At 74.7% G+C, this 25102-nt stretch carries 21 protein-coding genes and 2 pseudogenes; 16 read left to right on the plus strand and 7 right to left on the minus strand.

Features of this window, described 5'->3' with window-relative positions:
* Window positions 1–15 precede the first annotated feature (15 nt).
* From pgeF to ACFY07_RS03490, 5 genes are all read left to right on the plus strand, one after another.
* Entirely contained in the window at window positions 16–756 is a 741-nt protein-coding gene (gene pgeF / locus ACFY07_RS03470) for a peptidoglycan editing factor PgeF (RefSeq protein ID WP_390867173.1), read from the plus strand.
* Window positions 753–1550 carry a YggS family pyridoxal phosphate-dependent enzyme gene (locus ACFY07_RS03475; protein ID WP_390867174.1) on the plus strand — a complete coding sequence of 266 codons (798 nt, stop codon included), beginning with the start codon at window positions 753–755 and terminating at the stop codon, window positions 1548–1550. Before pgeF ends, ACFY07_RS03475 begins: the two co-directional genes overlap by 4 nt.
* Window positions 1551–1767: 217 nt before the next feature.
* The gene (locus ACFY07_RS03480; protein ID WP_390867175.1) at window positions 1768–2364 is read left to right on the plus strand and encodes a cell division protein SepF; all 597 of its coding nucleotides are present in this window, start codon (window positions 1768–1770) and stop codon (window positions 2362–2364) included.
* 79 nt (window positions 2365–2443) lie between these two features.
* Window positions 2444–2740, plus strand: a complete 297-nt coding sequence (locus tag ACFY07_RS03485) for a YggT family protein (RefSeq protein WP_230648198.1) — start codon at window positions 2444–2446, stop codon at window positions 2738–2740.
* A gap of 42 nt (window positions 2741–2782) precedes the next feature.
* A complete protein-coding gene (locus tag ACFY07_RS03490) occupies window positions 2783–3982 on the plus strand; it encodes a DivIVA domain-containing protein (RefSeq protein ID WP_390867176.1) in 1200 nt (399 codons plus the stop codon).
* A 289-nt stretch (window positions 3983–4271) separates the two neighbouring features.
* Here ACFY07_RS03490 and ileS read toward each other — a convergent pair whose 3' ends face one another.
* A complete protein-coding gene (gene ileS / locus ACFY07_RS03495) occupies window positions 4272–7415 on the minus strand; it encodes an isoleucine--tRNA ligase (protein ID WP_390867177.1) in 3144 nt (1047 codons plus the stop codon).
* Window positions 7416–7942: 527 nt separating this feature from the next.
* Between ileS and ACFY07_RS03500 the strand changes: the two genes are divergently transcribed.
* The 4 genes from ACFY07_RS03500 to ACFY07_RS03515 all read left to right on the plus strand — a co-directional run bounded on the left by ACFY07_RS03500 (window position 7943) and on the right by ACFY07_RS03515 (window position 11018).
* Window positions 7943–8536: a TraR/DksA family transcriptional regulator gene (locus ACFY07_RS03500; protein ID WP_390867178.1), complete on the plus strand. Its 594-nt coding sequence runs from the start codon at window positions 7943–7945 to the stop codon at window positions 8534–8536.
* A 158-nt stretch (window positions 8537–8694) separates the two neighbouring features.
* A complete protein-coding gene (gene lspA, locus ACFY07_RS03505; RefSeq protein WP_390867403.1) occupies window positions 8695–9441 on the plus strand; it encodes a signal peptidase II in 747 nt (248 codons plus the stop codon).
* A gap of 98 nt (window positions 9442–9539) precedes the next feature.
* Window positions 9540–10478: an RluA family pseudouridine synthase gene (locus ACFY07_RS03510; protein ID WP_230648195.1), complete on the plus strand. Its 939-nt coding sequence runs from the start codon at window positions 9540–9542 to the stop codon at window positions 10476–10478.
* A 102-nt stretch (window positions 10479–10580) separates the two neighbouring features.
* Complete coding sequence (locus ACFY07_RS03515) at window positions 10581–11018, plus strand: GNAT family N-acetyltransferase (RefSeq protein ID WP_390867404.1); 438 nt, start codon at window positions 10581–10583, stop codon at window positions 11016–11018.
* Window positions 11019–11071: 53 nt separating this feature from the next.
* On the opposite strand, the gene ACFY07_RS03520 is transcribed toward ACFY07_RS03515, so the two are convergent.
* Window positions 11072–12397, minus strand: a complete 1326-nt coding sequence (locus tag ACFY07_RS03520) for a mechanosensitive ion channel family protein (protein WP_390867179.1) — start codon at window positions 12395–12397, stop codon at window positions 11072–11074.
* Window positions 12398–12623: 226 nt separating this feature from the next.
* Here ACFY07_RS03520 and ACFY07_RS03525 point away from each other — a divergent pair, with 226 nt between their 5' ends.
* The gene (locus ACFY07_RS03525) at window positions 12624–15476 is read left to right on the plus strand and encodes an alpha/beta fold hydrolase (RefSeq protein ID WP_390867180.1); all 2853 of its coding nucleotides are present in this window, start codon (window positions 12624–12626) and stop codon (window positions 15474–15476) included.
* An 89-nt stretch (window positions 15477–15565) separates the two neighbouring features.
* The gene (locus ACFY07_RS03530) at window positions 15566–16432 is read left to right on the plus strand and encodes an ABC transporter permease (protein WP_390867405.1); all 867 of its coding nucleotides are present in this window, start codon (window positions 15566–15568) and stop codon (window positions 16430–16432) included.
* Window positions 16433–16483: 51 nt separating this feature from the next.
* Here the strand turns inward: ACFY07_RS03530 and ACFY07_RS03535 are convergent, their stop codons facing one another.
* Complete coding sequence (locus tag ACFY07_RS03535) at window positions 16484–17731, minus strand: mechanosensitive ion channel family protein (protein ID WP_390867406.1); 1248 nt, start codon at window positions 17729–17731, stop codon at window positions 16484–16486.
* Window positions 17732–17888: 157 nt separating this feature from the next.
* On the opposite strand from ACFY07_RS03535, the gene ACFY07_RS03540 reads away from it, so the two are divergent.
* Both ACFY07_RS03540 and ACFY07_RS03545 read left to right on the plus strand, forming a co-directional pair.
* Window positions 17889–18506: a dienelactone hydrolase family protein gene (locus ACFY07_RS03540; protein ID WP_390867181.1), complete on the plus strand. Its 618-nt coding sequence runs from the start codon at window positions 17889–17891 to the stop codon at window positions 18504–18506.
* Between the two features lie 242 nt (window positions 18507–18748).
* Window positions 18749–19306: a PH domain-containing protein gene (locus ACFY07_RS03545; protein ID WP_390867182.1), complete on the plus strand. Its 558-nt coding sequence runs from the start codon at window positions 18749–18751 to the stop codon at window positions 19304–19306.
* Window positions 19307–19395: 89 nt separating this feature from the next.
* Here the strand turns inward: ACFY07_RS03545 and ACFY07_RS03550 are convergent, their stop codons facing one another.
* Window positions 19396–19659, minus strand: a complete 264-nt coding sequence (locus ACFY07_RS03550; protein ID WP_390867183.1) for a ribosomal protein L7/L12 — start codon at window positions 19657–19659, stop codon at window positions 19396–19398.
* Window positions 19660–19949: 290 nt separating this feature from the next.
* Between ACFY07_RS03550 and ACFY07_RS03555 the strand changes: the two genes are divergently transcribed.
* Complete coding sequence (locus ACFY07_RS03555) at window positions 19950–20225, plus strand: hypothetical protein (protein WP_390867184.1); 276 nt, start codon at window positions 19950–19952, stop codon at window positions 20223–20225.
* Window positions 20226–20575: 350 nt separating this feature from the next.
* Window positions 20576–21487 (plus strand): YceI family protein, encoded by a 912-nt coding sequence (locus tag ACFY07_RS03560; protein WP_390867185.1) that lies wholly within the window; start codon window positions 20576–20578, stop codon window positions 21485–21487.
* Window positions 21488–21519: 32 nt separating this feature from the next.
* Here the strand turns inward: ACFY07_RS03560 and ACFY07_RS03565 are convergent.
* A pseudogene (locus ACFY07_RS03565) lies at window positions 21520–22395 on the minus strand (sulfurtransferase).
* Between the two features lie 287 nt (window positions 22396–22682).
* Here ACFY07_RS03565 and ACFY07_RS03570 point away from each other — a divergent pair.
* A pseudogene (locus ACFY07_RS03570) lies at window positions 22683–23026 on the plus strand (IS5/IS1182 family transposase); the annotation flags it as partial.
* A gap of 45 nt (window positions 23027–23071) precedes the next feature.
* On the opposite strand, the gene ACFY07_RS03575 reads toward ACFY07_RS03570, so the two are convergent.
* The gene (locus ACFY07_RS03575; protein WP_390867407.1) at window positions 23072–24010 is read right to left on the minus strand and encodes a GNAT family N-acetyltransferase; all 939 of its coding nucleotides are present in this window, start codon (window positions 24008–24010) and stop codon (window positions 23072–23074) included.
* A 220-nt stretch (window positions 24011–24230) separates the two neighbouring features.
* Entirely contained in the window at window positions 24231–24857 is a 627-nt protein-coding gene (locus tag ACFY07_RS03580; RefSeq protein WP_390867186.1) for a response regulator, read from the minus strand.
* Window positions 24858–25102: the final 245 nt, after the last annotated feature.

The raw sequence follows: 25102 nt of genomic DNA on the forward strand, positions 1-25102 counted from the left end.
ACTGGGGAGCAGCGCGTGATCGGGGAGCGGATCGACCGCGACAGGGCTCACTTCGCCTTCACCGACCGGTGGGGCGGGGTGAGCTCCGCTCCGTACGGTGAGCTCAACCTCGGCGGGGCCGTCGGCGACGACCCCGCCGACGTGCGCCGCAACCGGGCGCTCGCCGCCGGGGCCCTCGGCCTCGACCCGGCCGACGTGGTCTGGATGAACCAGGTCCACGGCCGCGACGTCGCCGAGGCGACCGGCCGTCAGGCCGACGGGGAGGCCCCCCGGGTGGACGCCCTGGTGACCGCCCGGCCCGGCCTCGCCCTCGCCGTGCTCACGGCCGACTGCACCCCGGTGCTGCTGGCCGACCCCGTCGCCGGGGTGGCCGCCGCCGTCCACGCCGGGCGCCCCGGCCTCGCCGCGGGGGTCGTCCCCGCCGCCGTCGCCGCGATGGTGCGGCTCGGCGCCCGACCCGGGCGGATCACCGCCGTGGCCGGGCCCGCCGTCTGCGGCCACTGCTACGAGGTGCCCGAGGCGCTGCGCGCCGAGGTCGCCGCCGTGGTCCCGGCCGCGCGCGCCGCCACCTCCTGGGGCACCCCGGCCCTGGACGTGCCGGGCGGGGTCGCCGCCCAGCTCGCCGAGGCCGGCGTCACCGACCTGCGCCGCTCCCCGGTCTGCACCCTGGAGTCGGCGGACCACTTCTCCTACCGCCGCGAGCAGCGCACCGGGCGCCTCGCGGGCTACGTCTGGCTGGACCCCCGATCGACATGAACGACCACCTCGACGGCCCGCACCCCGGCGGGCCGCCACTCCCCCCGCCCCCCGAGGAACCGGCCCCCGCCCCGCGGGAGCGCCACCGGCAGCTCGCCGCGAACCTCGCCGCCGTCGAGCGGCGGATCGCCGCCGCGTGCGCCGCCGCCGGCCGCGCCCGCGACGAGGTCTCCCTCGTCGTGGTGACCAAGACCTATCCGGCCGAGGACACCCGGCTCCTGAGCGCGCTCGGGGTGTCCGACGTCGCCGAGAACCGCGACCAGGACGCCGCCCCCAAGGCCGAGGCCTGCGCGGACCTGCCGCTCACCTGGCACTTCGTCGGACAGCTGCAGACCAACAAGGCCCGCTCCGTCGTCCGGTACGCGGACTGGGTGCACTCCGTCGACCGGCCGCGGCTGGTCGACGCCCTCTCCGCCGCGGTCGTGCGCGCGGAGCGGCCCGACCTCGGCTGCCTGGTGCAGGTGGCGCTCGACCGCGAGGCGGGGGCGGGCGGAGGGCGCGCGGGCGTGGCCCCCGAGGAGGTCGCGGCGCTCGCGGACATGATCGCCGACGCGCCCGGGCTGCGGCTGGGGGGTGTGATGACCGTCGCACCCCTGGCGGGCCGTTACGCGGGCGATCCGGCGGCCGCCTTCGGGCGGCTGGCGGAAATCGCAACCGCCGTACGGGCGGTGCATCCCGGTGCCACGATGGTCTCCGCGGGCATGAGTGGCGACCTCGAGGAGGCCGTTGCGGCCGGTGCGACACATGTGCGCGTCGGAACGGCGGTGCTCGGTGCGCGGCCACCCCTCCGGTAACGTCACCGATGAGTAGATCAGACCACAGGACAAAATAGGACAAAAGTGGTCGCAGCCACCTCTCGGCCGCGACCTGTGGATCGCATGTCCGCGGCCGCGCACGGGATCTGACCCATGGTCGGGCCCGGGCGGACCGCGGTCCCGACCGTGGGCGCCCCGCCGACGGCGGGGTCCGGCCGGTGACGGGCCGATCCACCACAGAGCGGAGGACAGGAGTATGGCCGGCGCTATGCGCAAGATGGCGGTCTACCTCGGCCTCGTGGAGGACGAGACCTACGACGGCCAGGGGTACGACCCCGACGACGACTACGACGCTGACCCCGAGCCGCTCCGCGCCGGGCGCGCCGAGGAGGTGCCCCGGCAGGCCGCCGCGCCCGCACAGCCGGTGCCGCACGCCGCCCCCGCGCCGGAGCGGCCGGTGCCGGTCCGCCAGGAGCCGGTGCGGATGGCCCCGGTGTCGTCCATCACACCCGAACGCCGCCACGTGGAGAAGAGCGCCCCGGTGATCATGCCCAAGGTCGTCAACGAGCGAGAGCCCTACCGCATCACCACGCTCCACCCCCGAACGTACAACGAGGCCCGCACCATCGGGGAGCACTTCCGCGACGGGACCCCCGTGATCATGAATCTCACGGAGATGGACGACACCGACGCCAAGCGCCTCGTAGACTTCGCGGCTGGGCTCGTCTTCGGCCTCCACGGCAGCATCGAGCGGGTGACGCAGAAGGTGTTCCTCCTGTCTCCTGCTAACGTCGATGTCACGGCGGAGGACAAGGCGCGCATCGCCGAGGGTGGGTTCTTCAACCAGAGCTGACCCGGCCGCGACACCACGTGCGGATCCGCTGACAGCAAGTGACGTCCGGAACGAACAGGAAGAGGGAGGGGAAGGCGCGATGGGCATCGTGTCGGCAGTGCTCTTCTACGCACTGACCGCTTTCCTCGTCATCCTGCTCTTCCGGCTGGTGATGGACTGGGTCTTCCAGTTCGCCCGGTCCTGGCACCCGGGCAAGGCCATGGTTGTGGTCCTGGAGGCCACGTACACTGTCACGGATCCGCCGCTCAAGCTTCTGCGGCGGTTCATTCCGCCGCTGCGTCTCGGGGGCGTGGCGCTCGACCTGTCCTTCTTCGTATTGATGATCATTGTGTATGTCCTGAGGTCGCTCGTTGCGCAGTTCATGTGGCTGTCATGAGACAGGACACCGGTGTGCCGACGATCACGTTGAGGTGAAGAGATGCCGTTGACCCCCGAGGACGTTCGTAACAAGCAGTTCACGACCGTCCGCCTCCGCGAAGGCTATGACGAGGACGAGGTCGATGCCTTCCTCGACGAGGTCGAAGCAGAGCTGACCCGTCTGCTCCGCGAGAACGAGGACCTGCGCGCCAAGCTGGCCGCGGCGACCCGTGCCGCCGCGCAGAACCAGCAGAACATGCGCAAGGAGCAGGACCAGCAGCAGCGTCCTGGCGCCCCCGTCCCCGCTGCCATATCGGGTCCCCCCGTTCCGGGCCAGCAGCAGATGCCGCAGCAGATGGGCGGCCCCCAGCAGCTCGGCCTGCCCCCGGGCGGCCAGCAGCAGCACCAGCAGCAGATGGGCGGCCCCCCGCAGCTCCCGGCCGGCCCCGGCGGCCAGCCGATGCCGCAGCAGATGGGCGGCCCCATGGGCGGCCCGATGGGCCACGGCGGTCCGATGGGCGGCCCCATGGGCGGCCCGATGGGCGGCCCCATGGGTCCCGGCGGCCCGCAGCCCCACATGCCCCAGCAGCAGGGCCCCGGCGGCGACAGCGCCGCCCGCGTGCTCGCCCTGGCCCAGCAGACCGCCGACCAGGCGATCGCCGAGGCCCGCTCCGAGGCCAACAAGATCGTCGGCGAGGCCCGCAGCCGCGCCGAGGGCCTGGAGCGCGACGCCCGGTCCAAGGCCGACGCGCTGGAGCGTGACGCGCAGGAGAAGCACCGCGTCGCCATGGGCTCCCTGGAGTCCGCCCGCGCCACGCTGGAGCGCAAGGTCGAGGACCTGCGCGCCTTCGAGCGCGAGTACCGCACCCGCCTGAAGTCGTACCTGGAGACGCAGCTGCGCCAGCTGGAGTCGCAGGCCGACGACTCGCTCGCCCCGCCGCGGACCCCGGCCACCGCCTCGCTGCCCCCGGCGGCGTCGATGGCCCCGGCCGGCGCCCCGTCGGGCATGGGCGGCCAGACCTTCGGCGGCCAGCAGTCCTTCGGCGGCGGCAACGGCGGCCAGCCGAGCTTCGGCGGCCAGCCGTCGTTCGGCGGCGGCAACGGCGGCCAGCCGAGCTTCGGCGGCGGCAACGGCTCCCCGATGGCCCCGGCGGGCATGACCCAGCCGATGGCCGCGGTGCGCCCGCAGCCCCCGCAGCCGCTGCAGCAGGCCCCGACCCCGATGCGCGGCTTCCTCATCGACGAGGAGAACGACAACTGAGGTCCGGTCAGCCGTGATCTGAGCCACACGAGGGCGCCCCCGCTGCACCGCAGCGGGGGCGCCCTCGTGTCCGGGTCCTCGTGTCCGGGTCCTCGTGTCCGGGTCCTCGTGTCCGGGTCCTCGTGTCCGGGGTCCGCGGGCGCCGGACACGCCCGGGGCCGGCCCGGGACGCCGAGGAGCCGGACACGAAGGAGCCGCCGCCCCCGGACCGGGGGCGGCGGCTCCTTCACGTGCGGTCAGGCTGTCCGGCCCCGCCGTGCGGCCGGGCCGCACGGCGGGGCCGTGCGGTTCAGGCCCTGCGGAGGCGGAAGGACAGGCCCAGCGCCTCGTCCGTGAACGGCTCGGACTCCCAGTCAGCGACGCCCTCGGCGAAGTCCACGGCCAGGACCTCGTCGGCGACCAGGGCGGCGTGCTCGGCGAGCGCGGCCGCGGTCTCGGCGTCGGTGGCGGTCCACCGCAGCACGATGCGGTCGGCGACCTCCAGGCCGCTGGCCTTGCGGGCCTCCTGGACCTGGCGCACCACGTCGCGGGCGACGCCGGTGCGGCGCAGCTCGGGCGTGATGTGCAGGTCCAGGGCGACGGTCGCGCCTGACTCGTTGGCCACTGCCCAGCCCTCGCGCGGGGTCTCGGTGACGACGACCTCGTCCGGGGTGAGCACGACCGCCTCGCCGTCGACCTCGACCGTCGCGGTGCCGTCCGTGCGCAGTGCGGTGGAGAGCGCGGCCGCGTCGGCGGCGGCGACGGCCTTGGCCACGGCCTGCACGCCCTTGCCGAACCGCCTGCCCAGCGCCCGGAAGTTGGCCTTGGCGGTGGTGTCCACCAGGGAGCCGCCGACCTCGCTGAGCGAGGCCAGTTCGGAGACGTTCAGCTCCTCGGCGATCTGGGCGCGCAGCTCGGCCGGCAGGTCCTCCCAGCCCTGGGCGGCGACCAGGGCCCGGGAGAGCGGCTGACGGGTCTTCACGCCGGAGTCGGCCCGGGTGGCCCGGCCGAGCTCCACCAGCCGCCGGACCAGCGCCATGCGGCGGGAGAGGTCGGCGTCGACCAGCGCCTCGTCGGCCTCCGGCCAGGTGGACAGGTGCACCGAGGCGGGGGCGTCCGGGGTGACGGGCGCCACCAGGTCCTGCCAGACCCGCTCGGTGATGAACGGGACCAGCGGCGCCATGAGCCGCGTCACGGTCTCCACCACCTCGTGCAGGGTGGCGAGCGCGGCGGGCTCGCCCTGCCAGAAGCGGCGGCGGGAGCGGCGCACGTACCAGTTGGACAGGTCGTCGACGAACGCGGAGAGCAGCCGCCCGGCCCGCTGGGTGTCGAAGCCGTCGAGGGCCGCGTCCACCTCGCGCACCAGGATGTTGAGCTCGGAGAGCAGCCAGCGGTCGAGCAGCGGCCGGTCCGCGGGCGCCGGGTCGGCGGCGGAGGGCGCCCAGTCGGCGGTGCGGGCGTACAGGGCCTGGAAGGCGACGGTGTTCCAGTAGGTGAGGAGCGTCTTGCGGACGACCTCCTGGATGGTGCCGTGGCCGACCCGCCGGGCGGCCCACGGCGAGCCGCCGGCCGCCATGAACCACCGCACGGCGTCGGCGCCGTGCTGGTCCATCAGCGGGATGGGCTGCAGGATGTTGCCCAGGTGCTTGGACATCTTGCGGCCGTCCTCGGCGAGGATGTGGCCGAGGCAGACCACGTTCTCGTACGAGGAGCGGTCGAAGACCAGGGTGCCGACGGCCATCAGCGAGTAGAACCAGCCGCGGGTCTGGTCGATGGCCTCGGAGATGAACTGCGCCGGGTAGCGCTTCTCGAACAGCTCCTTGTTGCGGTACGGGTAGCCCCACTGCGCGAACGGCATGGAGCCCGAGTCGTACCAGGCGTCGATGACCTCGGGCACCCGGGTCGCGGTCGCGCCGCAGTCGGGGCAGCCGAAGGTGACGTCGTCGATGTACGGGCGGTGCGGGTCCAGCTCCGACAGGTCGCGGCCGGCGAGCTCCCCCAGTTCGGCGCGGGAGCCGACGCAGGTGAGGTGGCCCTCCTCGCAGGTCCACACCGGCAGCGGGGTGCCCCAGTAGCGCTTGCGGCTCAGCGCCCAGTCGACGTTGTTGTTCAGCCAGTCGCCGAAGCGGCCGTGCTTGATGTTCTCCGGGAACCAGTTGGTGTTCTCGTTCTCGCGGAGCAGGGCGTCCTTGACGGCGGTGGTGCGGATGTACCAGGACGGCTGCGCGTAGTAGAGCAGCGCGGTGTGGCAGCGCCAGCAGTGCGGGTAGCTGTGCTCGTACGGCAGGTGGCGGAAGAGCAGGCCGCGGGCCTGGAGGTCGGCCACCAGGGCCTCGTCGGCCTTCTTGAAGAAGACGCCGCCGACCAGCGGGACCTGCTCCTCGAACGTGCCGTCGGGGCGGACCGGGTTGACCACCGGCAGGCCGTAGGCGCGGCAGACCCGGAGGTCGTCCTCGCCGAAGGCGGGGGACTGGTGGACCAGGCCGCTGCCGTCGTCGGTGGTGACGTAGGTGTCGTTGACGACGTAGTGGGCGTCCTCGATCTCCACCAGGTCGAAGGGGCGCCGGTAGGTCCAGCGCTCCATCTCGCGGCCGGTGAAGGCCTGCCCGGTGGCGGTCCAGCCCTCGCCGAGCACCTTGGCCAGCAGCGGCTCCGCGACGACCAGCCGCTCGCTGCCGTCGGTGGCCACCACGTAGGTCACCTCGGGGTGGGCGGCGACGGCGGTGTTGGACACCAGCGTCCAGGGGGTGGTCGTCCAGACCAGCAGCGAGGCCTCGCCGGCCAGCGGGCCGGAGGTGAGCGGGAAGCGGACGTACACCGAGGGGTCGACGACCGTCTCGTAGCCCTGGGCCAGCTCGTGGTCGGACAGGCCGGTGCCGCAGCGCGGGCACCAGGGGGCGACGCGGTGGTCCTGCACCAGCAGGCCCTTGTCGAAGATCTGCTTGAGCGACCACCACACGGACTCGATGTAGTCGGGGTCCATGGTGCGGTAGGCCTGGTCCATGTCGACCCAGTAGCCCATGCGCTCGGTGAGCTCGGCGAAGGCGTCGGTGTGGCGGGTCACCGAGGCGCGGCACTTCTCGTTGAACGCGGCGATGCCGTACGCCTCGATGTCCTGCTTGCCGGTGAAGCCCAGCTCCTTCTCCACCGCGAGCTCCACGGGCAGGCCGTGGCAGTCCCAGCCGGCCTTGCGGCCGACGTGGTAGCCCTTCATGGTGCGGTAGCGGGGGAAGACGTCCTTGAAGACGCGGGCCTCGATGTGGTGGGCGCCGGGCATGCCGTTGGCGGTCGGCGGGCCCTCGTAGAAGACCCACTCGGGGCGGCCCTCGGACTGCTCCAGGCTGCGCTGGAAGATCTTCTCGTCCCGCCAGAAGGCGAGCACCTCGTGCTCCAGGGCGGGCAGGTCGACCTGCGCGGGTACGGCCCGGTAGCGGGGCTCTTCGGCAGTGGTCATCGCGGGGGCCTTCCTCCGGCGGACGCGTGTCGTGACGGCTTCCGACGGAGGGACGAGACGGCGTGCGCCGGCCCGCGGTACCACCCTCCTTGGCCGGGTGCCGCCTGCGCGTTCCCCGACCCACTCGTTTGTGCTTGCTGCCGGTTCTACCGGGCCGCGGCCTGGGGCCTGGGCCGTTCTTCCGGCGGCTCCGGGGTGATCTTCCCGCCGCGCACGCCCCCGGGCTCCCACCGTCCCCGGTTCGCTGCTGGCTGCGTGCGGAGGTACTCGTCCCATCGACGCCTCGCAGCAGCAGTGTATAGGCCGGTGCCACCGCTTTCCCCGGACCGGCCGGTAACGGCCACGGAATGCGGTTAGTGGGTGACGTTCTGGGCACAAACCCGTCAGACCTGGGGAGGGACTCCCCGGGTGGACATCTGATGTTGCCGGAATGTCCGGTTGTGGCACGAATCGCATCGAATTATCGTTCCGGCACTGAGCGGTCCGGGAACCTCCGGGCCACCGTCATTCGTGAAGGGGTCGTAGCCATGGCTGACAAGGCTGAGAACGGGACCACCGCCGTCCGGCGGGCCCGCAGGGCCGTGGCGGACCCGGGGGAGGGGACTGTGACCACCCGCCGCAAGACCGGCACCGCCGCCGCACGGCCCGCGGCGACCACCCGCACCCACGCGCCGGCCGCGGCCGGCGCCGCCGCCGTCGCCGCGCCCGACCCCGGGCCGCTCGACCCGGCGCAGCTCCCCGTCCGCCCCGGCGAGGACCACTGGACGGCCGCCGAGGTCGACGAGCTGCGCGACGAGCTGACCGTCGAGGCCGCCCGGCTGCGCGAGGAGATCGACACCTCCGAGGCCGCCATCTCCGGCATGATGCGCGACTCCGGCGACGGCGCCGGCGACGACCAGGTGGACGCGGGGACCAAGAACATCTCCCGCGAGCACGAGCTGGCCCTCGCCAACAACGCCCGCGACATGCTCGCCCAGACCGAGCGCGCCCTCGCCCGGCTGCACGCCAACGCCTTCGGCCTCTGCGAGTCCTGCGGACAGGCCGTCGGCAAGGCCAGGCTGCAGGCGTTCCCCCGCGCGACGCTCTGCGTCCAGTGCAAGGCGAAGCAGGAGCGCCGCTAGCCCCGCCCGCCCGCCCGGCCGGTGCGGACCGGGCCGCCCCGCGGCGGCCCGGTGCCGTACCCTCGACCTCGACAGCGCCGCCCCGGCCCCGGGGCCGGTCCCCACCTTCCCTCCTTGCCCGCCTTCGGTCGGGAGGGGCCCACCCGGCAGCGGAGCGGATCATCAGTACGCCAGGTTCCCACCAGACCCAGGACGGCGCGGCCCAGGGCGGTCCGACCCGGCACGGCGCAGGCCGGGACGGCACAGGGCAGGACGGCGCAGGCCAGGACGGCACCGCCCCCGCCGGGCCGGGGCCCGGCGCCGCCGCGGAGGACGGGACCGCCGAGGACCGGGACGGCCGCGCGGCGCACCGCCGCCGCCGGGTCGCCGTGCTCCTCGCCGTCGCCCTCGTCGCCTACCTGGTCGACCTCGGCAGCAAGCTGCTCGTCGTCTCCGGCCTGGAGGGCCACGCCCCCATCAGGGTCATCGGCGACGTGCTCACCTTCCAGGTCATCCGCAACCCCGGTGCGGCCTTCGGCATGGGCCAGGCGCTGACCATCGTCTTCACCCTCATCGCCGCCTCGGTGATCGTCGTCATCTGGCGCATCGCCCGCAAGCTGCACAGCCTGCCCTGGGCGGTCGCGCTCGGCCTGCTGCTCGGCGGCGCCCTCGGCAACCTCACCGACCGCCTCTTCCGCGGTCCGGCCGTCTTCCGCGGGCACGTCGTCGACTTCGTCTCGCTGCAGCACTTCGCCGTCTTCAACCTGGCCGACTCGGCCATCGTCTGCGGCGGCGTGCTGGTGGTCCTGCTCTCCTTCCGCGGCTCCAACCCCGACGGCACCGTCCACCGCGACCGGGACGACCGGGGCGACCGGGATGCCGCGGAGGAGCCGGCCGGCGCCGCGGAGGAGGGCCGCCAGGGCTGAGCGGGCCCGCCCTGCCGGTCCGGGCCCCCCGTCCCGCCGTCCGGTCCCGACTCCCGGGGCGGGCAACCGGGCCCCCGCGGTCCGGCATACTCGTTCAGGTGAGCACCGCAGCGCAGATCCGCACCCTGCCCGTACCCGACGGCCTGGAGGGCGAGCGTCTCGACGCCGCCCTCTCCCGCATGTTCGGCTTCTCCCGCACCAAGGCCGCCGAGCTCGCCTCCGACGGCAAGGTCCGGGTCGACGGGGCGACGGCGGGCAAGTCCGACCGGGTCACCGCCGGTGCCTGGCTGGAGGTTGAGATCCCGGCCCCGCCGGCCCCCGTGCAGGTCGTCGCCGAGCCCGTCGAGGGCATGCGGATCGTCCACGACGACGACCACATCGTCGTCGTCGACAAGCCGGTCGGCGTCGCCGCCCACCCCAGCCCCGGCTGGACCGGCCCCACCGTCATCGGCGGCCTCGCCGCCGCCGGCTACCGCATCTCCACCTCCGGGGCGGCCGAGCGCCAGGGCATCGTGCACCGCCTGGACGTGGGCACCTCCGGCCTGATGGTCGTCGCCAAGTCCGAGCTCGCCTACAGCCTGCTCAAGCAGCAGTTCCGCGAGCGCACCGTCGACAAGCGGTACAACGCCCTGGTCCAGGGCCACCCGGACCCGATGCGCGGCACCGTCGACGCCCCCATCGACCGGCACCCCACCGCCGACTGGAAGTGGGCCGTCGTCGCCTCCGGCAAGCCGTCGGTCACCCACTACGACCTCATCGAGGCCTTCCGCGCGGCCTCCCTGCTCGACATCAAGCTGGAGACCGGGCGCACCCACCAGATCCGGGTGCACATGGCCGCGCTCCGCCACCCCTGCGCCGGCGACCTCACGTACGGCGCCGACCCCGTCCTCGCCAAGCGGCTCGGCCTCACCCGGCAGTGGCTGCACGCGGTCCACCTCGGCTTCGAGCACCCCTCGGACGGCCAGTGGGCCGAGTTCGCCAGCGAGTACCCCGAGGACCTGGCCAGGGCCCTCGACGTCATCTCCGCGGAGAGCTGAGTGGACGCACCCCTCCGCACCGCCGGCGCCCCCGCCGCCCGGCCCTCCGAGTGCGTCCGCCCCGACGGCGTCCGCGTCCGCACCGCCGACGGCCCCGCCGACATGGAGCTCGTGCACCGCGTGCGCCGCGAGGTCTTCGTCGTCGAGCAGGGCATCGCCGAGGAGGACGAGTGGGACGACCTCGACCCGTTCTGCCTCCACCTGCTCGCCACCGGGCCCGGCGGCGAGCCCCTGGGCACCGGCCGCGTCGTCCACGGCGCGCCCGCCCGCGAGCAGGCCGGCCGGGACGGGGCCGTCCTGCTCGGCCGCCTCGCGGTCCTGCCCGCCGCCCGGGGCACCGGGCTCGGTGCCGCCCTGGTCCGCGAGGTCGAGCAGGCCGCCCGGGAGCTCGGCGCGCGGGAGGTGGAGCTGCACGCCCAGGTCTCCGCGATCGGCTTCTACGAGCGGCTCGGCTACACCGCCCGCGGCCCCGAGTACCTGGACGCGGGCATCCCGCACCGCACCATGAGCCGCCCGCTGGACGGCCCCGGGGCGGCCTGACCGGTCCCGCGCGCACGGCGCCCGGCCCCGCGGGGCCGGGCGCCGTGCCGATCTCAGCCGCGCGGGTCGCCGCCCCCGCCCCCGCCCCCGACGCCCCCGGTTCCCCCGTCGCCGCCCTTCGCCAGGGAGACGCCGTCGGGGGAGCCGGCCGGCGAGCCGGTGTGGCGGGGCGGCTCCCCGTCGTGGCCGGCCTCGGCGAGCACCCGCTCCCGCCGCCGGTGCTCCGGCTCCTGCCGCGGGTGCTCCGGCTCCCGGCCGCCGTCCCCGGGCCGCTCCCCGGCCCGGGGCCAGGCGTGCCCGTCCCCGGCCGGGCCGCCGGGCCGCTGCCGGGGCAGGCCGGCCGGGCCCGGGGCGGGGGAGGTGGCGATCCTCGGCAGCGCCTCCGGGTGGGTGCGGCGCAGCCAGTCGACCAGCCGCTCCCGCACCTCGCAGCGGAGCGTGAAGGCGTCGTCGGCGTCGCGCGCGGTCATCAGCGCCCGCACCACGATGCCGCTCGGCGTGGTGTCGGTCACCTGGAGCGCCGAGCCCACGCCGTCCCAGAGCGGCGACTCCTTCATCAGCCGGTCGAACTCCTCGCGCAGCTCCGCCACCGGTGTGGCGTGGTCCAGGTGGAGGATCACCGTGCCGGTCATCCGGGGGTCGTTGCGCGACCAGTTCTCGAACGGCCTCCCCGCGAAGTACGACACCGGTATGACGATCCGCCGCTGGTCCCAGGTGGCCAGGACCAGGTAGGTGAGGGTGATCTCCTCCACCGCCCCCCACTCGCCCTCGACCACCACGACGTCGCCGATCCGCACCATGTCGCCGAAGGCCACCTGGAGCCCGGCGAAGAGGTTCGCCAGCGTGGACTGCGCCGCGACGCCGGCGACCACGCCGATCAGGCCCGCCGAGGCCAGCAGGCTCGTGCCCACCGCCCGCACGCCCGGGAAGGTCGTCAGCATGCAGGCCAGCGCGATCAGCACCACCATGACCGTGGTGACCCGGCGGAGCATGCCCGCCTGGGTGCGCACCCGCCGCACCCGCGCCGGGTCCCGCCGGACGGCCGCGTAGCGGTTGAAGGAGGTGTTGATCAGCAGCGCCGCGACCCGGGAGACCAGCCACGCCGCCACCCCGATCAGGAACAGCGCCAGCAGGTGCCGCAGCGGCCCCCGCACCCCGTCCGGGAGCTCCGCGGCCCGTTCGCCGGCGAGCAGCACCATCGAGCCGACGGTGAGCAGGAACGGCGCCCGGCACCGCCGCAGCAGTGCCCAGAGCGGGTTGTCCGGGCGGCCTGCCGCCATCCTCCCCACCAGCAGCTCGGCGGCCTTCCCCAGCGCCAGCGTCACCAGCACCGTGCCCACCAGCACCAGTCCCGGCCTCAGCACGCTCCACGGATCCACGGTCGGCCCTCTCCTCTCCTCGGCTCTCCTCGGCCCGCCTGCCCCCCGGCTCCTCGGCGCACCGCGATCCGGTTACCCCTTGCCGGGCGGGCGGGCCGAACACGCGGTCGGTGGCGTGGCGCGGCCCACACCGGGCCCGGGTCCCCGCCGGGCCCGGGTCCCCGCCGGGCCCTGCGCCGGGGGCCGCACCGGGCGCCGTCACCGGGGCCGGTTAGGATCACCGGTCATGGACCTCGGCGGCCGCCTGCGGCGGTGGTGGACGGGGCGGCCGCGCCGCTCCCGGCGGCTCGCGGCCGCCGTGCTCGCCCTGGCCCTCGCGGCCGGGACCGTCGGCGTGTGGACCGCCGCCGCCTCCGGCGGCGGGCCGCCGGTCCGCGTCGAGCAGCGCTTCCTGGAGCTTCCGGAGGTCCCCGGGAGCGCCCGGAAGGTCCGCATCGACACCTCCTTCCTCACCGCGGGCCCCGCGGGGCGCCGCCCCGCGGTGCTGCTCGCGCACGGCTTCGGCGGCTCCAAGGACGGCGTGCGGGCGCAGGCGGAGCAGCTCGCCCGCGCCGGGTACGCGGTGCTGACCTGGTCCGCCCGCGGCTTCGGCCGCTCCGGGGGCCGGATCGGCCTGGACGCGCCCGACGCCGAGGTGCAGGACGTCCGCGGCCTGGTCGACTGGCTGGCCACCCGGCCGGAGGTCCGGCTCGACGCCCCGGGCGACCCCCGGGTCGGCGTCACCGGCGCCTCCTACGGCGGCGCGGTCGCGCTGCTCGCCGCCGGGTACGACCGCCGCATCGACGCGATCGCGCCCCAGATCACCTGGTGGGACCTGGCCGGCGCGCTCTTCCCGCAGAACGCGGCCGGCAGCGGTCCGGCCGACGGCGTCCTCAAGAAGCTCTGGACCGGGATCTTCTTCTCCACCGGGTCCACCGACCCCGCCGGGCCGTCCGCACAGGGCGGCCAGGGCGGCCAGGGCGCGCAGGGCGGCCCTGCCGGGCCCGACGCCGCCCCCGGCGCCCGGCCCGGCCCGGCCGCCGCGGCCGCGGACCCCGGCTGCGGCCGCTTCACCGCCGAGCTGTGCGCCATGTACCGCCGGGTCGCGGTCGCCGGACGGCCCGACGCCGCCGCGGTGAGGCTCCTGGAGCGCTCCAGCCCCTCCTCGGTCGCCGGTCGCATCCGCGTCCCCACCCTCGTCGTCCAGGGCCTGCACGACTCGCTCTTCCCCCTCGACCAGGGCGACGCCATCGCCCGCGCCGTCGCCGCGAACGGCGCGCCCGTCGCCGTCGACTGGTACGCGGGCGGCCACGACGGCGGGGACCAGGAGACCGCCCGCGTCCAGCGGCGCGTCACCGCCTGGTTCGACCACCACCTCAGGGGCGGCTTCGCCCCCGCCGGCCCCGCCTTCCGCGTCACCCGCACCGGCGGCCTCGACTCCACCGGCGTCCAGTCCGTGCTGCGCGGCGCGACCGCCGACCGCTACCCCGGCCTCGACGGCACCACCGTCCGCACCGTGCCGCTGGCCGGCGGCGAGCAGACCGCCGCCAACCCCCCGGGCGGCTCGCCGCCCGCCGTCTCCACCGTGCCCGGCCTGGCCGCCCTCTCCCGGCTGTCCGCCGTCGGGCCCGGCCTCTCCCTCGACCTCCCGGGCCAGTCCGCCGTCTTCAGCTCCGCGCCGCTCGCCTCCTCCGTCCGGGTCACCGGCGCGCCGCGCCTCTCCGTGCGGGTCCGCGCCGACCGGCCCGACGCCGTGCTCTTCGCCAAGCTCTACGACGTCGCCCCCGACGGCGGCCGCACCCTGCCCCAGCAGCTGGTCGCCCCCTTCCGGGTCACCGGCGCCGACGCCCCGCAGGGCCGCACCGTGCAGGTGAGGCTGCCGGCGATCGACCACGAGTTCACCGCCGGGCACCGCATGGCGGTCGTGCTCGCCAGCACCGACCTCGCCTACGCCTCGCCCGCCGAACCCGCCGCCTACCGCGTCGCGACGGCCGGCCCCGGACTCGCCGTCCCCACCGACCAGGGCCTGCGCACCGCCGCCGCCCCGCTGCCCGCCTGGGTGTGGGCCATGCCCGCCGGAGCGGTCGCCCTCGCCGCCCTGCTGCTGCTCACCGGCCCCGGGCGGCTGCGCCGCACCCCGCGGCCGGACCCGGACCTCGCCGCCGTCCCGCTGCAGATCACCGGCCTGTCCAAGCGCTACGCGGGCGCCGCCGACCGGTACGCCGTCCGCGACCTCTCCTTCCGCGTCGAACAGGGCCAGGTCGTCGGACTCCTGGGCCCCAACGGCGCGGGCAAGACCACCACCCTGCGCATGCTCATGGGCCTCATCCGCCCCGACAGCGGCGAGATCCGCGTCTTCGGCCACGCCGTGCGCAGCGGCGCCCCCGTCCTCTCCCGCGTCGGCGCGTTCGTCGAGGGCGCCGGCTTCCTGCCGCACCTCACCGGCCGCGCCAACCTGCGCCTGTACTGGCAGGCCACCGGCCGCCCCGACGGGGACTCCCACCTGGAGGAGGCGCTGGAGATCGCCGGCCTCGGCGAGGCGCTGGACCGGGCGGTGCGCACCTACTCCCAGGGCATGCGGCAGCGCCTCGCCCTCGCCCAGGCCATGCTGGGCCTGCCCGAGCTGCTCATCCTCGACGAGCCCACCAACGGCCTCGACCCGCCGCAGATCCGCGAGATGCGCGAGGTCATGGTGCGGTACGCCGCCACCGGGCGCACCGTCATCGTCTCCAGCCACCTGCTCTCCGAGGTCGAGCAGAGCTGCACCCACCTCGTCGTCATGGACCGCGGCCGCCTGGTCACCGCCGGGCCCGTCGCGGACATCGTCGGCGCGGGCGACCTGCTGCTCGTCGCCACCCCGGCGCAGGGCCCGGAGGCCCTGGACGCGGGCGGCCGCACCGCCGCTGCGGAGAAGGCCGCCGCCCTCGACGGCGTCGCCTCCGCCGAGGCGGTCGACGCCGGGCTGCTCGTGCGCCTCGACGGCCTGACCGTGCCCGCGCTGGTCGCCGAACTCGTCCGGCTCGGCGTGCCCGTCGAGCGTGTCGGACCGCACCGCCGCCTGGAGGACGCCTTCCTCTCCCTGATCGGAGGACCCGCGTGAGCGCCCCGCAGCCGTCCGCGGCCCCGCCGCCGCAGACCGGTCCGCCGTCGCCGGCCCGGCAGCAGCCCGGGACCCCGCACGTCCCGCCGCTGGCCGCCCCCGGGCCGCCCGACGCCGGGCACGCCCCCGGCTACCGGCCGCGCCGCACCCTGTCCTTCCGGGTGGAGGCCGTGCGCCAGCTGCGCCGCCGCCGCACCCTCGTCATGGCCGCCGTCCTGGCCGGCCTGCCGCTGGTGCTGCTCGCGGCCTTCGCCATCGGCGGCGGCCCCGACCCGAACCGCGGCCGCACCACCCTCATCGACACCGCCACCGCCTCCGGCGCGAACTTCGCCGCCACCGCCCTCTTCGTCTCCACCGGCTTCCTGCTGGTCATCCCGGTGGCGCTGTTCTGCGGCGACACGGTGGCGGCGGAGGCCGGCTGGTCCTCGCTGCGCTACCTGCTCGCGGCCCCCGTGCCGCGCACCCGGCTGCTGGCCGCCAAGCTCTCCGTCGCCCTCGCCTTCAGCGCGGCGGCGGTGGTGCTGCTGCCCGCGGTGGCCCTCGCCGTCGGCACCGCCGCCTACGGCTGGGGCGACCTGAGGCTGCCCACCGGCACCAGCCTGGAGGCCGGGTCGGCGCTGCCGCGCCTCGCGATCGCCGTCGGGTACGTCCTGCTCTCGCAGCTCGCCACCGCCGGGCTCGCCTTCTGGCTCTCCACCGCCACCGACGCGCCGCTCGGCGCCGTCGGCGGGGCGGTCTTCCTCACCATCGTCGGCAGCGTGCTGGACGCCGTCACCGCCCTCGGCGACTGGCGCGACCTGCTGCCCGCCCACTGGCAGTACGCCTGGGCGGACGCCCTCCAGCCCCAGCTGGAGTGGGGCGGCATGGTCAAGGGCACGGCCGTCTCCGCCTCCTACGCGGTGGTGCTGCTGGCGCTGGCCTTCCGCGGCTTCCGCGGCAAGGACGTGGTGTCCTGACCGCCCGGCGGCCCGCCGCCGCCGCGGGAACGGCGGCGGCGGGCCGCCGGGTCAGCGGGGCTCCTTGGCCAGGCTGACGCCTCCGGGGGACCGCCGCTGCGCCGGCACCGGCACCCGGGCGCCCCGGGCGGCCCGCGGCCCCTCCGCGTCCCGGACCCTCTCGTGGGGGGTCCCCTCCGGCCGGGTCCAGGGACCCTCCGCCCAGGCCGCCCCGACCCCGTGCTCCTCCGTGCCGCGCTCCTGCGCGGCCTGGTCCTCCGTGCCGCGGCCCTCGGGCCCGCCCGCCGCGACCACGGTCGTGGCCACCCTGGGCAGCGCCTGCGGGTGGCGCTCCCGCACGTACTCCAGCAGGTGCTCGCGGACGGCGCAGCGCAGCGTCCACACGTCGTCCGCGTCCCGCGCGGTCACCAGGGCCCGCACCACCACCGTGGACGGCGTGGTGTCGGTGACCAGCAGGCTCCAGCCCTGCCGGTCCCAGAGCGCGTTGCCGTCCAGGTAGCGCTTCAGCTCGGCCCGCAGCTCGCCGATCGGCGCCGCGTGGTCCAGGTGGAGGATCACCGTGCCGGTCATCCGCGGGTCCTTGCGCGACCAGTTCTCGAACGGCCGCCCGGTGAAGTACGAGACCGGCATGACGATCCGGCGCTGGTCCCAGGTGGTCAGGACCAGGTAGGTGAGGGTGATCTCCTCGATCTGGCCCTGCTGGCCGTTCACCACCACGACGTCGCCGATCCGCACCATGTCGCCGAAGGCGATCTGCAGTCCCGCGAAGAGGTTGCCCAGGGTGGACTGCGCGGCGATGCCCGCGACCACGCCGATCACGCCGGCCGACGCCAGCAGGCTGGTGCCCACCGCGCGGGCCGCCGGGAAGGTCATCAGCGCGGACGCGATCGCGACCAGCACGATCGCGGCCTGGACCACCCGGCGGATCAGCCCGACCTGCGTGCGCATCCGCCGCACCCGGGAGTGGTCGTCCACCGCGTTCTCGTACCGGCCGACCGCCGTGGTCACCAGGGCACCAGTCACCCGCACCCCCAGCCACCCCGAGGCGGCCATCACCAGCACCAGCAGGGTGTGCCGCGCCGCCGGGTACACCTCGGACGGCAGTCTCGCGGCCGGCAGCGCCGCGTACAGCCACGCCGCCGCCACCAGGGCCTGCAGGGGCATCCGGCAGCGGCGCAGCAGCGGCAGGGTCCGCGAGCCGGGCCGGGAGCCCATCGCCCGTCTCAGCAGCCGGTCCACCCCCCACCCCACCAGGACGGGCACGGCGACCGCGCAGCACAGCAGGGCCAGGGGGCGCATCACGCTCCACATGGTTGTCGACTTCCGCTCGTATGGGCCTACTCGAATGATCTTCGGACATCTTGACGGACCGTCGGGCGGCCGATTACCGCGGACCCTCCCTCACCGGCCATGATGGGGGACAGAACCGGACGACACGCCAGGAAGGGCACCTCCCGTGGCTCGCATCCTCCTCCTCCACTCCGCCTACGGCCTGCGGCCCGCGGTCCGCACGGCGGCCGACCGGCTGCGCGCCGCCGGCCACGAGGTGCACGTCCCCGACCTCTACGACGGCCGGGTCGTGGACACCGTCGAGGAGGGCATGGCGATCAAGGACGAGATCGGCACCGAGGAGCTGCTGCGCCGCGCCGTGGCCGCCGCCGTCCCCCTGATCGGCACCACCTCCTCCGGCAACGGGGCGGGCCCCGACGCCCCGGGCCTCGTCTACGCCGGCTTCTCCCTCGGCGGCGCCCTCGCGCAGAACCTCGCCCTCGCCGACGAGACCGCCCGCGGCCTGCTGCTCTTCCACGGCACCTCCGACATCCTCGACGACGCCGCCACCTCCGTCCCCGTCCAGCTCCACGTCGCCGAGCCCGACCCGTTCGAGACCGAGGACTGGCTCAACGCCTGGTACCTGCGGATGCGCCGCGCCGGGGCCGACGTCGAGGTCCACCGCTACCGCGGCGCCGGCCACCTCTTCACCGACCCGGACCTGCCCGACCACGACGCCGAGGCCGCCGCGCAGGCCTGGGCCGCCGCCCTGGACTTCCTGGCGGACATCGACGCCGACGCCTGAGCCGACGGCCCGGCTGCCCGGCCGCCCGGCCGCCCGGCCGCCCGGCCGCCCGGCCGCCCGGCTGCCCGGCCGCGGTGCGGACCGCCCCGCACCGCCCGGCCGGGCGGCCGGACCGCCCCCGTCCGGCCATCGGCAGGGTGCGGCGACCCGCCCCTTCCTCGGGACCGCGCTCCGGCGGACACGAGGGCGCGGGCCGGCCGTGCCATGATCTGCATCCCGCCCCTCGGCATCAGGAGCAGACTGTGGAACCCGGCGCCCCCACCGCCACCCGATCGGCCGCCGCCCGATCGGCCGCCGCCCGACCGGCCGCACCCGTCAGGCTCCGCTACCGCGCGGACGCCCGCAGCCGGGCGCTCTCCCTGCTGGCCGGCGGTCTGCTGGCCCTGGCGGCGACGCCCTCCCTGGTGGACGCGCTCACACAGGACCCGTGGCTCTACAGCGCGGCCTACCGCCTCGGTGAGGCCCTGGCCGCCGTCACGTTCCTGCTCCCGGCCGCCTACCTCGCCGGAGGCGCCCTCGTGCACACGACCGCCGACGCGGAAGGGATCTCGTACGGGCGCCCGATGAGACGGCGCCGGTCGTGGCGGTGGGCGGACGTCGCCTCGGTCGACGCCGCATCCGCCGTCCACCGCCACGGAGGGTACTGGAACCTGCGGATCACCACCGCGGACGGCACCGCGGTGGTGCTCCCCGCGCCCCTCTCGCACGCCCGCCGGGGTGCCGGGCCCGTCCTGGAGGCCGCGGACGCGCTCCGCGCGCTCCGGTCCGCCGCCGTCGAGCGCGCCCGCACCGACGCCTGAGGGCAGTCCGTGTGCCCCTCGGCGTGTTCCGCGGTCCGCCGCGGCACATGCCACGATCCGCCGCCGATCCGACTGCCTCCCGCAGGAGCTCAGGGCCGAAGCGGCGGCATCCGCACCGCGTCGACCCGGGCACCCGCCTCGCGCAGTGCCGCCGCCAGGGTCACCGCCTCCCCCTCCGGCACGTCGGCGAGCACGGTGGCGGGCAGGTCGCCGATGAGGACCTTGCTGTGCCACAGGCTCAGCTCCGTCCGCCGGTGCAGGGCCTTCACCACCTCGACGGGGTGCGGGCCCGGGTGCGTGAGCACGACGCCGTGCGGCGGGTCGTCGCACACGAGGGTGAAGTGCACCGTCATCGCCCCTCCTCCGTGGACCCCCGTGCAGGGTAGGGCCCGCCCCGGACGGCTCTCGACCCCTCTGCGGGCGACGGGACTGGGGAGCCAGGGGGCGGGGCCGGGAGCGGCCGGGACGGCGGGACGCCGCCCGCACCGGTCCGCGCCCCGCGGGCCGGGGCGGCCGCACGCGACTCCCTGGGGCGGCCGCCCCGCCGCGTCCCGGCGGACGGGACGCCCGGCGGGAGGGGTCCTCGGCCTCGTGGACGGGAACCCTGGCGAACTTCCTCGGGGACGGAGACCGCGTCCGCCTCGTGGACTTCGAGATCTCCGGCCGCAGCGACCGCGCCTTCGAGCTCGCCGAGATCGCCGAGCACGTGTCCACGTGGGTGGACGGCAGCCTCGACGTGCCGGCCTTCCTCGGCCGCTTCGCCCTCGCCCTGGCCGAGGCGCACCGCCTGGAGGGCCTCCGCAGGCTCTTCGCCCTGATCCGGCTGCTCATGCTCCTGCCGGACGCCCCGGGTCACGCACGGAACCCGGCGGGCACCCTGGAGCGCCAGGCGCGCCGCCTCCTGGCCCCCCTGGGCTGAGGTCTCCCGCGCGGGCCGCCCGCAGCCGGGCCGGACGGCCGCTCGCGCCTGTCCTCGACCGGCGCGGGATGCGCTGCCGTCGCGTCCGGGGAGCGGCCTCCGGGGCGCGGGAATCCGTGACAGGACTTCAGAAAATGCTTTTCCTTGACATCCGGACACGTCGCCCACACATATTTCTGACACGGTGAAGTTTCTCTCACCCCCAGGTCACCTGCGTGGCGCGGAGGCGGCTCCGGGCCGGGTTAGTCTGCCTACTGACGATCTTTATCGGCGGAATCCCGCCGACCGCCCGAGAACCGCCGGAAGGCGACGGGGACGCCCCTCGGACCGCTCCGGCAAGGAGGAGAGCCATGCCCCTGCGACTGCTGCGGCGCAGGCACGCGCGCACCGGCACCGCCGACGCGCCGCTGCTCCCGGCCCCGCCCCGCGGGGCGGGCGTCGTCAGCTGCGAGGTGCACGACCCGATCGGCACCGCACTGCGCGGCGCCGACATCACCGTCTTCGACCCGGTCCACCGCCTCCCGCTGGTGACGGCCACCAGCGACCCCTTCGGCTGGTTCGCGGCCGCGCTGCCGCCGGGGGAGTACCAGCTGGCGGTGACCGCCGACAGCCTGGAGCCGGTCCGCTCCGCCGTGACCGTCACGGCCGGGCAGCGCAGCCACGTCGGGCCGTTCCAGCTCATGCCGTCCCCGCTCAAGGAGCTGCCCGTCCCCGGCGCCTGGGACTTCGACCCCCCGCACACCGCGATCCGCTTCATCGCCCAGCACGTCGGGATGGCCCACGTGCACGGCCGGTTCACCGACTTCGAGGGCGGCATCCGCATCGGCGAGCGGATGGAGGACTCGTCCATCGAGATCACCATCGAGGCCGGCTCCCTCACCACCGGCAACCGCACCCGCGACACCCACCTGCGGTCTGCCGACTTCCTCGACGTCAAGCGGTACCCGTACCTGCACTTCGCCAGCGACCGCCTCGTCCACCGGCACGGCGCCAAGTGGACCGTCCACGGCGCGCTCACCATGCACGGCACCAGCCGGTCCGTCCAGCTGGACACCACCTACCTCGGCATGGTCAACGGCGGCTACGGCGAGGAGCTGCGCTGCGCCGCACTCGCCACCACCGAGCTGCACCGCGAGGACTTCACCCTCAACTGGCGCTCCATGCTGGCCCGCGGCATCGCCGTCGTCGGCCCCCGCATCAAGCTGGAGCTGGACGTCCAGGCCATGTTCCGCTGCGAGGACACCCCGACCCCGCCCGAGTGACGGCCCCGGCCGCTCGGTTGTCGGCCGCCGGACTACCCGCCCGTCACCACCGGGCGGTCCGAGGGCAGGCCCCACTCGCTCCAGGAGCCGTCGTACACCGCCGGCTCCGGGTACCCGGCGAGCACGGCCGCCAGCGCCAGGACGCAGGCCGTGACCCCCGAGCCGCAGCTCACCACCAGCCTCTCCCGGCCCCCGGTCCGGGCCGCGAGGACGGCCCGCAGCTCCGCCTCCGGGAGCATCAGACCGTCCCGCTGGATCTCGCCGAACGGCAGGCCGACCGCCCCGGGCATGTGGCCGCCGCGCAGCCCCGGGCGGGGCTCGGGGGCCTCGCCCCGGAAGCGCTCGCGGGAGCGCGCGTCGAGGACCGCCGCGGCGGGGTCGGCCAGGGCGGCCGCCACTCCGTCGGCGTCCACGAACCGCCCGGGGCGGGGGCGGGCGGTGAAGTCCCCTCGCCGCCCGGCGGGCGCGGGCGGGCCCTCCTCCACGGGCAGCCCCGCGGCCTCCCAGGCGGGCAGGCCGCCGTCGAGGACCGCGACCCGCTCGAGGCCCATCGCCCGGAGCATTCACCAGGCGCGGGCGCTGGAGTAGACGCCCGCCGCGTCGTAGACGGCCACCGTGCTGCCGTCGTCCACCCCGAGCGCGCGCACCTCCTCGGTGAGCCGCGCCGCCCCGGGCATCGTGTGGGGCAGGGGGCCGGAGGGGTCGGACAGCGCCCCGTCGATGTCGAAGGGCCGCGCTCCCGGGATCCGCCGGAGGGAGCCGCGGTGCGCCCCCACCGAGGCGTCCAGCACGACCACGCCGGGCGCGCCCAGCAGGCCGGCGAGCCGGCCGGCGGCCACCAGCGGACCGAACGGCTCCCCGCCGCCGCGGCCTTCCGCCCACGCCGCCACGCCGTCGTGTCCCCCCATGCCGCCGTCCTCCTCCGTCCGACCCCGACCGCCCGACGGGCGAACGCCCCGGACGCCTGCCGATCGTTCCACAGCGAGCCCGCCCATCGGTCACCGCGGGCTGCTGCTCACCGTCGGCGGCCCCAGGCCTTGACGAACATCGCCCCCGCCCGCGCAAGCGGCCGCCGTGGTGGGCCGCTCCCAGGCGCTGACACGCTCGCCGCGCAGCAACAGGGCGTCCAGCAGCCCGTCAGACACGGCGGCCAGCCACAGCGGTCCGAATGCGGCGACCGCTAAGAGGACAGGTCGACGTCACCCGACTCCTACCGCTCCTGGACGCGGTCCCACGGATTCGGGGTCTGCGAAGGACGGCCCCGCCGGGCACCCAGGCGCCTGTCAGCCGGCCGGAGCTACGACTTTGACAAGTATTGCCGCCTGCTGTGGAAACGCGGGCTCGAATCAGTGGTCGGTCCGCCGGGGTGCTGCCCACGGCTCCGGACCGGGCAAGGTCCGCTGGGTCATCGAGCGCGTCTTCGTCTGGCTGCACCGGTTCAATCGCCTCCGCATCCGCTGCGAGCGACGCGCTGATCTCCCCCACGGTCTGCTCGACCTCGCCTGCGGTCTCGTCTGCCTCCGGCGCTTGCGAACCTCGCAGGAGCGGCGGAGCGCACCTTCTCTCGGATCGACCGAACTGCGTTCACGCGTAGAGGGTGTAGCGGACTTCGGTGCGGGCGACGGTGAATCCGGCCCGCTCGTACAGACTGTTCCCGCCGGTCGGGTTGTCGGCGTCCATTTCGATGCTCGCCTGGTCGAAGCCGTTGTTCCGTGCGGAGCGCAGTGCGTGGTGGATGAGTGCGCCGGCGACGCCTCGCTTGCGGTATGAGCGGCGGGTCGCCAGGGCTATGACGTGCGCGTCACGGGCGCCGGTCGCCTCGGTGTCCGCATCCCAGGAAAAGGTCAGTAGCGTGCTGGCAGCGGTTCCGCTGTCCGCGTCGCGCAGCAGGAAACTGAGGCCAGGGCGGAAAGCCGGCCAGCCAAGCAACGGGCGCCAGTGCTCCTCCGGCGCCGGAACCCCGGCGCAGCGGTCGAGTAAGGCCTCGTTCCTGACGGCGAGGAACTCGCTGTCGTTGTCGGCGTAGCAGCCCTTGAGGACGAGGCCGTCGGGCGTCGGCACGTCGACGACGGCGGCTCCGAGCGGATGCCGCAAGTGCGAGTACCAACGCACAGGCGTCATGCCTGCGCCCCGGTAGCAGGCAAGCGCGCTGTCGTTGCGCGCGTTGTTCTGGACGTCGACGGCGCGTGGCAAGCCGGGGTGATGGATCGCGTGCAGCGCCTTCGCGCTCGCGATCCCGGCAGACAGCAGCTCTGTGCCGAGTCCCCGTCGTTGGTGGTCCGGGTGCACGCCTCCGCTGATGATCACCCGGTGCACCTCTTTGGCTAGTGGCCTATGCGCGGCTGAGGAGTAGCCGACCATGGTGTCGCCGTCGAAGAAGCCGACCGTGCCGCGGTCGAGGTCGAGCAGAGGGGCTTTGACCTGGTCGGCAGCATCTTCCTCGGAGTAGTACTCACCGAAAGTATCGGCTGCCTCGATTGCGTTGACCAGCTCGGCCAGGGCGGCGGCGTCCGTCGGGGCGATCGGACGGCGGTGAGGCGCGCGAGGTCAACGATCATGGGCCGAGCCTAGGCATCACCGAATCATGATGTCATCCCGGTTTCTGTCATTTCCGCCCGTGCATCCCGCTCCAAAGCGGTCCCCAAGTGGATCTTGAATTGCGGCAGTGGAGACCGATATTCTCTTGGCAAGGGGTGGTTGAATTGCCCCTTGAGGGTCCAATCCTTTACCTGTCCAAAGTGGCTCAGCTGAGCTTGGCTCGTTCCATCAAGTCAATTACGTAATGAACAACTTCGTCGGGAACGTCGGTGGCCGCGAACGCGCGGCTCGGAAATCCGCGATCGTAATCGAAGTCGAACGTGTAAAGTACCACCGGCGTGTCAATGTCAAGTCGCTCCAAATCCCGCAGCATGGTGGTTCCGGCTTGCTGGTCGTCATCTCGGCCGATATCGCTCAAGATGAGATCGTATGCGTGGCGGCGAAGGAGCGTGAGAGCCTCGCCGGTCGAGACAGCGGTGTCTACCTCCATGCCCGCTGCGCGAAAGAGTTTGATCAGCGACCTGTTATGTGCGGGGTGATCATCGACCCAAAGCAGCTTGCCTCCCTGAAGGACGTCAGTGGCGTGCTCCAGTCGCCTCAGTGCCCCGCGCCTCGTGCTGGGTGAAACAGCCACTCTGGCCTTTGCCTCGGCTTGGTCCAGCAAGACTCGCGCCTCCTCCACGAATTCGATGGTGCCCGCCGGTGTGGGGACACTCTTGACGCGGCGGATCACGTTGCTGAGGTCGTCCCGATACATCAGCAGGAAGACCAGGGCGGCAGCAGGCCAGACCAGTACCTTGATGTAGTCCAAGATCAAGTTTGCAATGTCCATCTTGGTATCATGCCGCGTTGCCTTGCCCTGTGAGGGGTCGATCCGCGATCTTCCGGTAAAGGGTCACCGCCGACCCCGTGTCGTGTATCCAAGTCATGTCTGGCGGAGCGGTGTGAGTGGTGCGTGACGTGCAGGGCTGTGACATCTGTGCAGCTGGACGGCAACGCGCCGGAATGGCCCCAAGGGGAGGGGGGCCGTCCATGAGGTCGTGTACAGGCATGTTGCCGACCACGGTGACCGAACTC

The organism is Streptomyces sp. NPDC001380, assembly GCF_042895785.1.
Classification (GTDB): domain Bacteria; phylum Actinomycetota; class Actinomycetes; order Streptomycetales; family Streptomycetaceae; genus Peterkaempfera.

What these genes read in the sequence shown, in the direction of transcription:
- ACFY07_RS03535 (WP_390867406.1), bottom strand. Translation starts at nt 17,731, where the DNA reads ATGCGCCCCCTGGCCCTGCTGTGCTGCGCGGTCGCCGTGCCCGTCCTG.
- ACFY07_RS03485 (WP_230648198.1), top strand. Translation starts at nt 2,444, where the DNA reads ATGGGCATCGTGTCGGCAGTGCTCTTCTACGCACTGACCGCTTTCCTC.
- ACFY07_RS03580 (WP_390867186.1), bottom strand. Translation starts at nt 24,857, where the DNA reads ATGGACATTGCAAACTTGATCTTGGACTACATCAAGGTACTGGTCTGG.
- ACFY07_RS03480 (WP_390867175.1), top strand. Translation starts at nt 1,768, where the DNA reads ATGGCCGGCGCTATGCGCAAGATGGCGGTCTACCTCGGCCTCGTGGAG.
- ACFY07_RS03490 (WP_390867176.1), top strand. Translation starts at nt 2,783, where the DNA reads ATGCCGTTGACCCCCGAGGACGTTCGTAACAAGCAGTTCACGACCGTC.
- ACFY07_RS03560 (WP_390867185.1), top strand. Translation starts at nt 20,576, where the DNA reads ATGCCCCTGCGACTGCTGCGGCGCAGGCACGCGCGCACCGGCACCGCC.
- ACFY07_RS03515 (WP_390867404.1), top strand. Translation starts at nt 10,581, where the DNA reads ATGGAGCTCGTGCACCGCGTGCGCCGCGAGGTCTTCGTCGTCGAGCAG.
- ACFY07_RS03500 (WP_390867178.1), top strand. Translation starts at nt 7,943, where the DNA reads ATGGCTGACAAGGCTGAGAACGGGACCACCGCCGTCCGGCGGGCCCGC.
- ileS (WP_390867177.1), bottom strand. Translation starts at nt 7,415, where the DNA reads ATGACCACTGCCGAAGAGCCCCGCTACCGGGCCGTACCCGCGCAGGTC.
- ACFY07_RS03550 (WP_390867183.1), bottom strand. Translation starts at nt 19,659, where the DNA reads ATGACGGTGCACTTCACCCTCGTGTGCGACGACCCGCCGCACGGCGTC.
- ACFY07_RS03525 (WP_390867180.1), top strand. Translation starts at nt 12,624, where the DNA reads ATGGACCTCGGCGGCCGCCTGCGGCGGTGGTGGACGGGGCGGCCGCGC.
- ACFY07_RS03475 (WP_390867174.1), top strand. Translation starts at nt 753, where the DNA reads ATGAACGACCACCTCGACGGCCCGCACCCCGGCGGGCCGCCACTCCCC.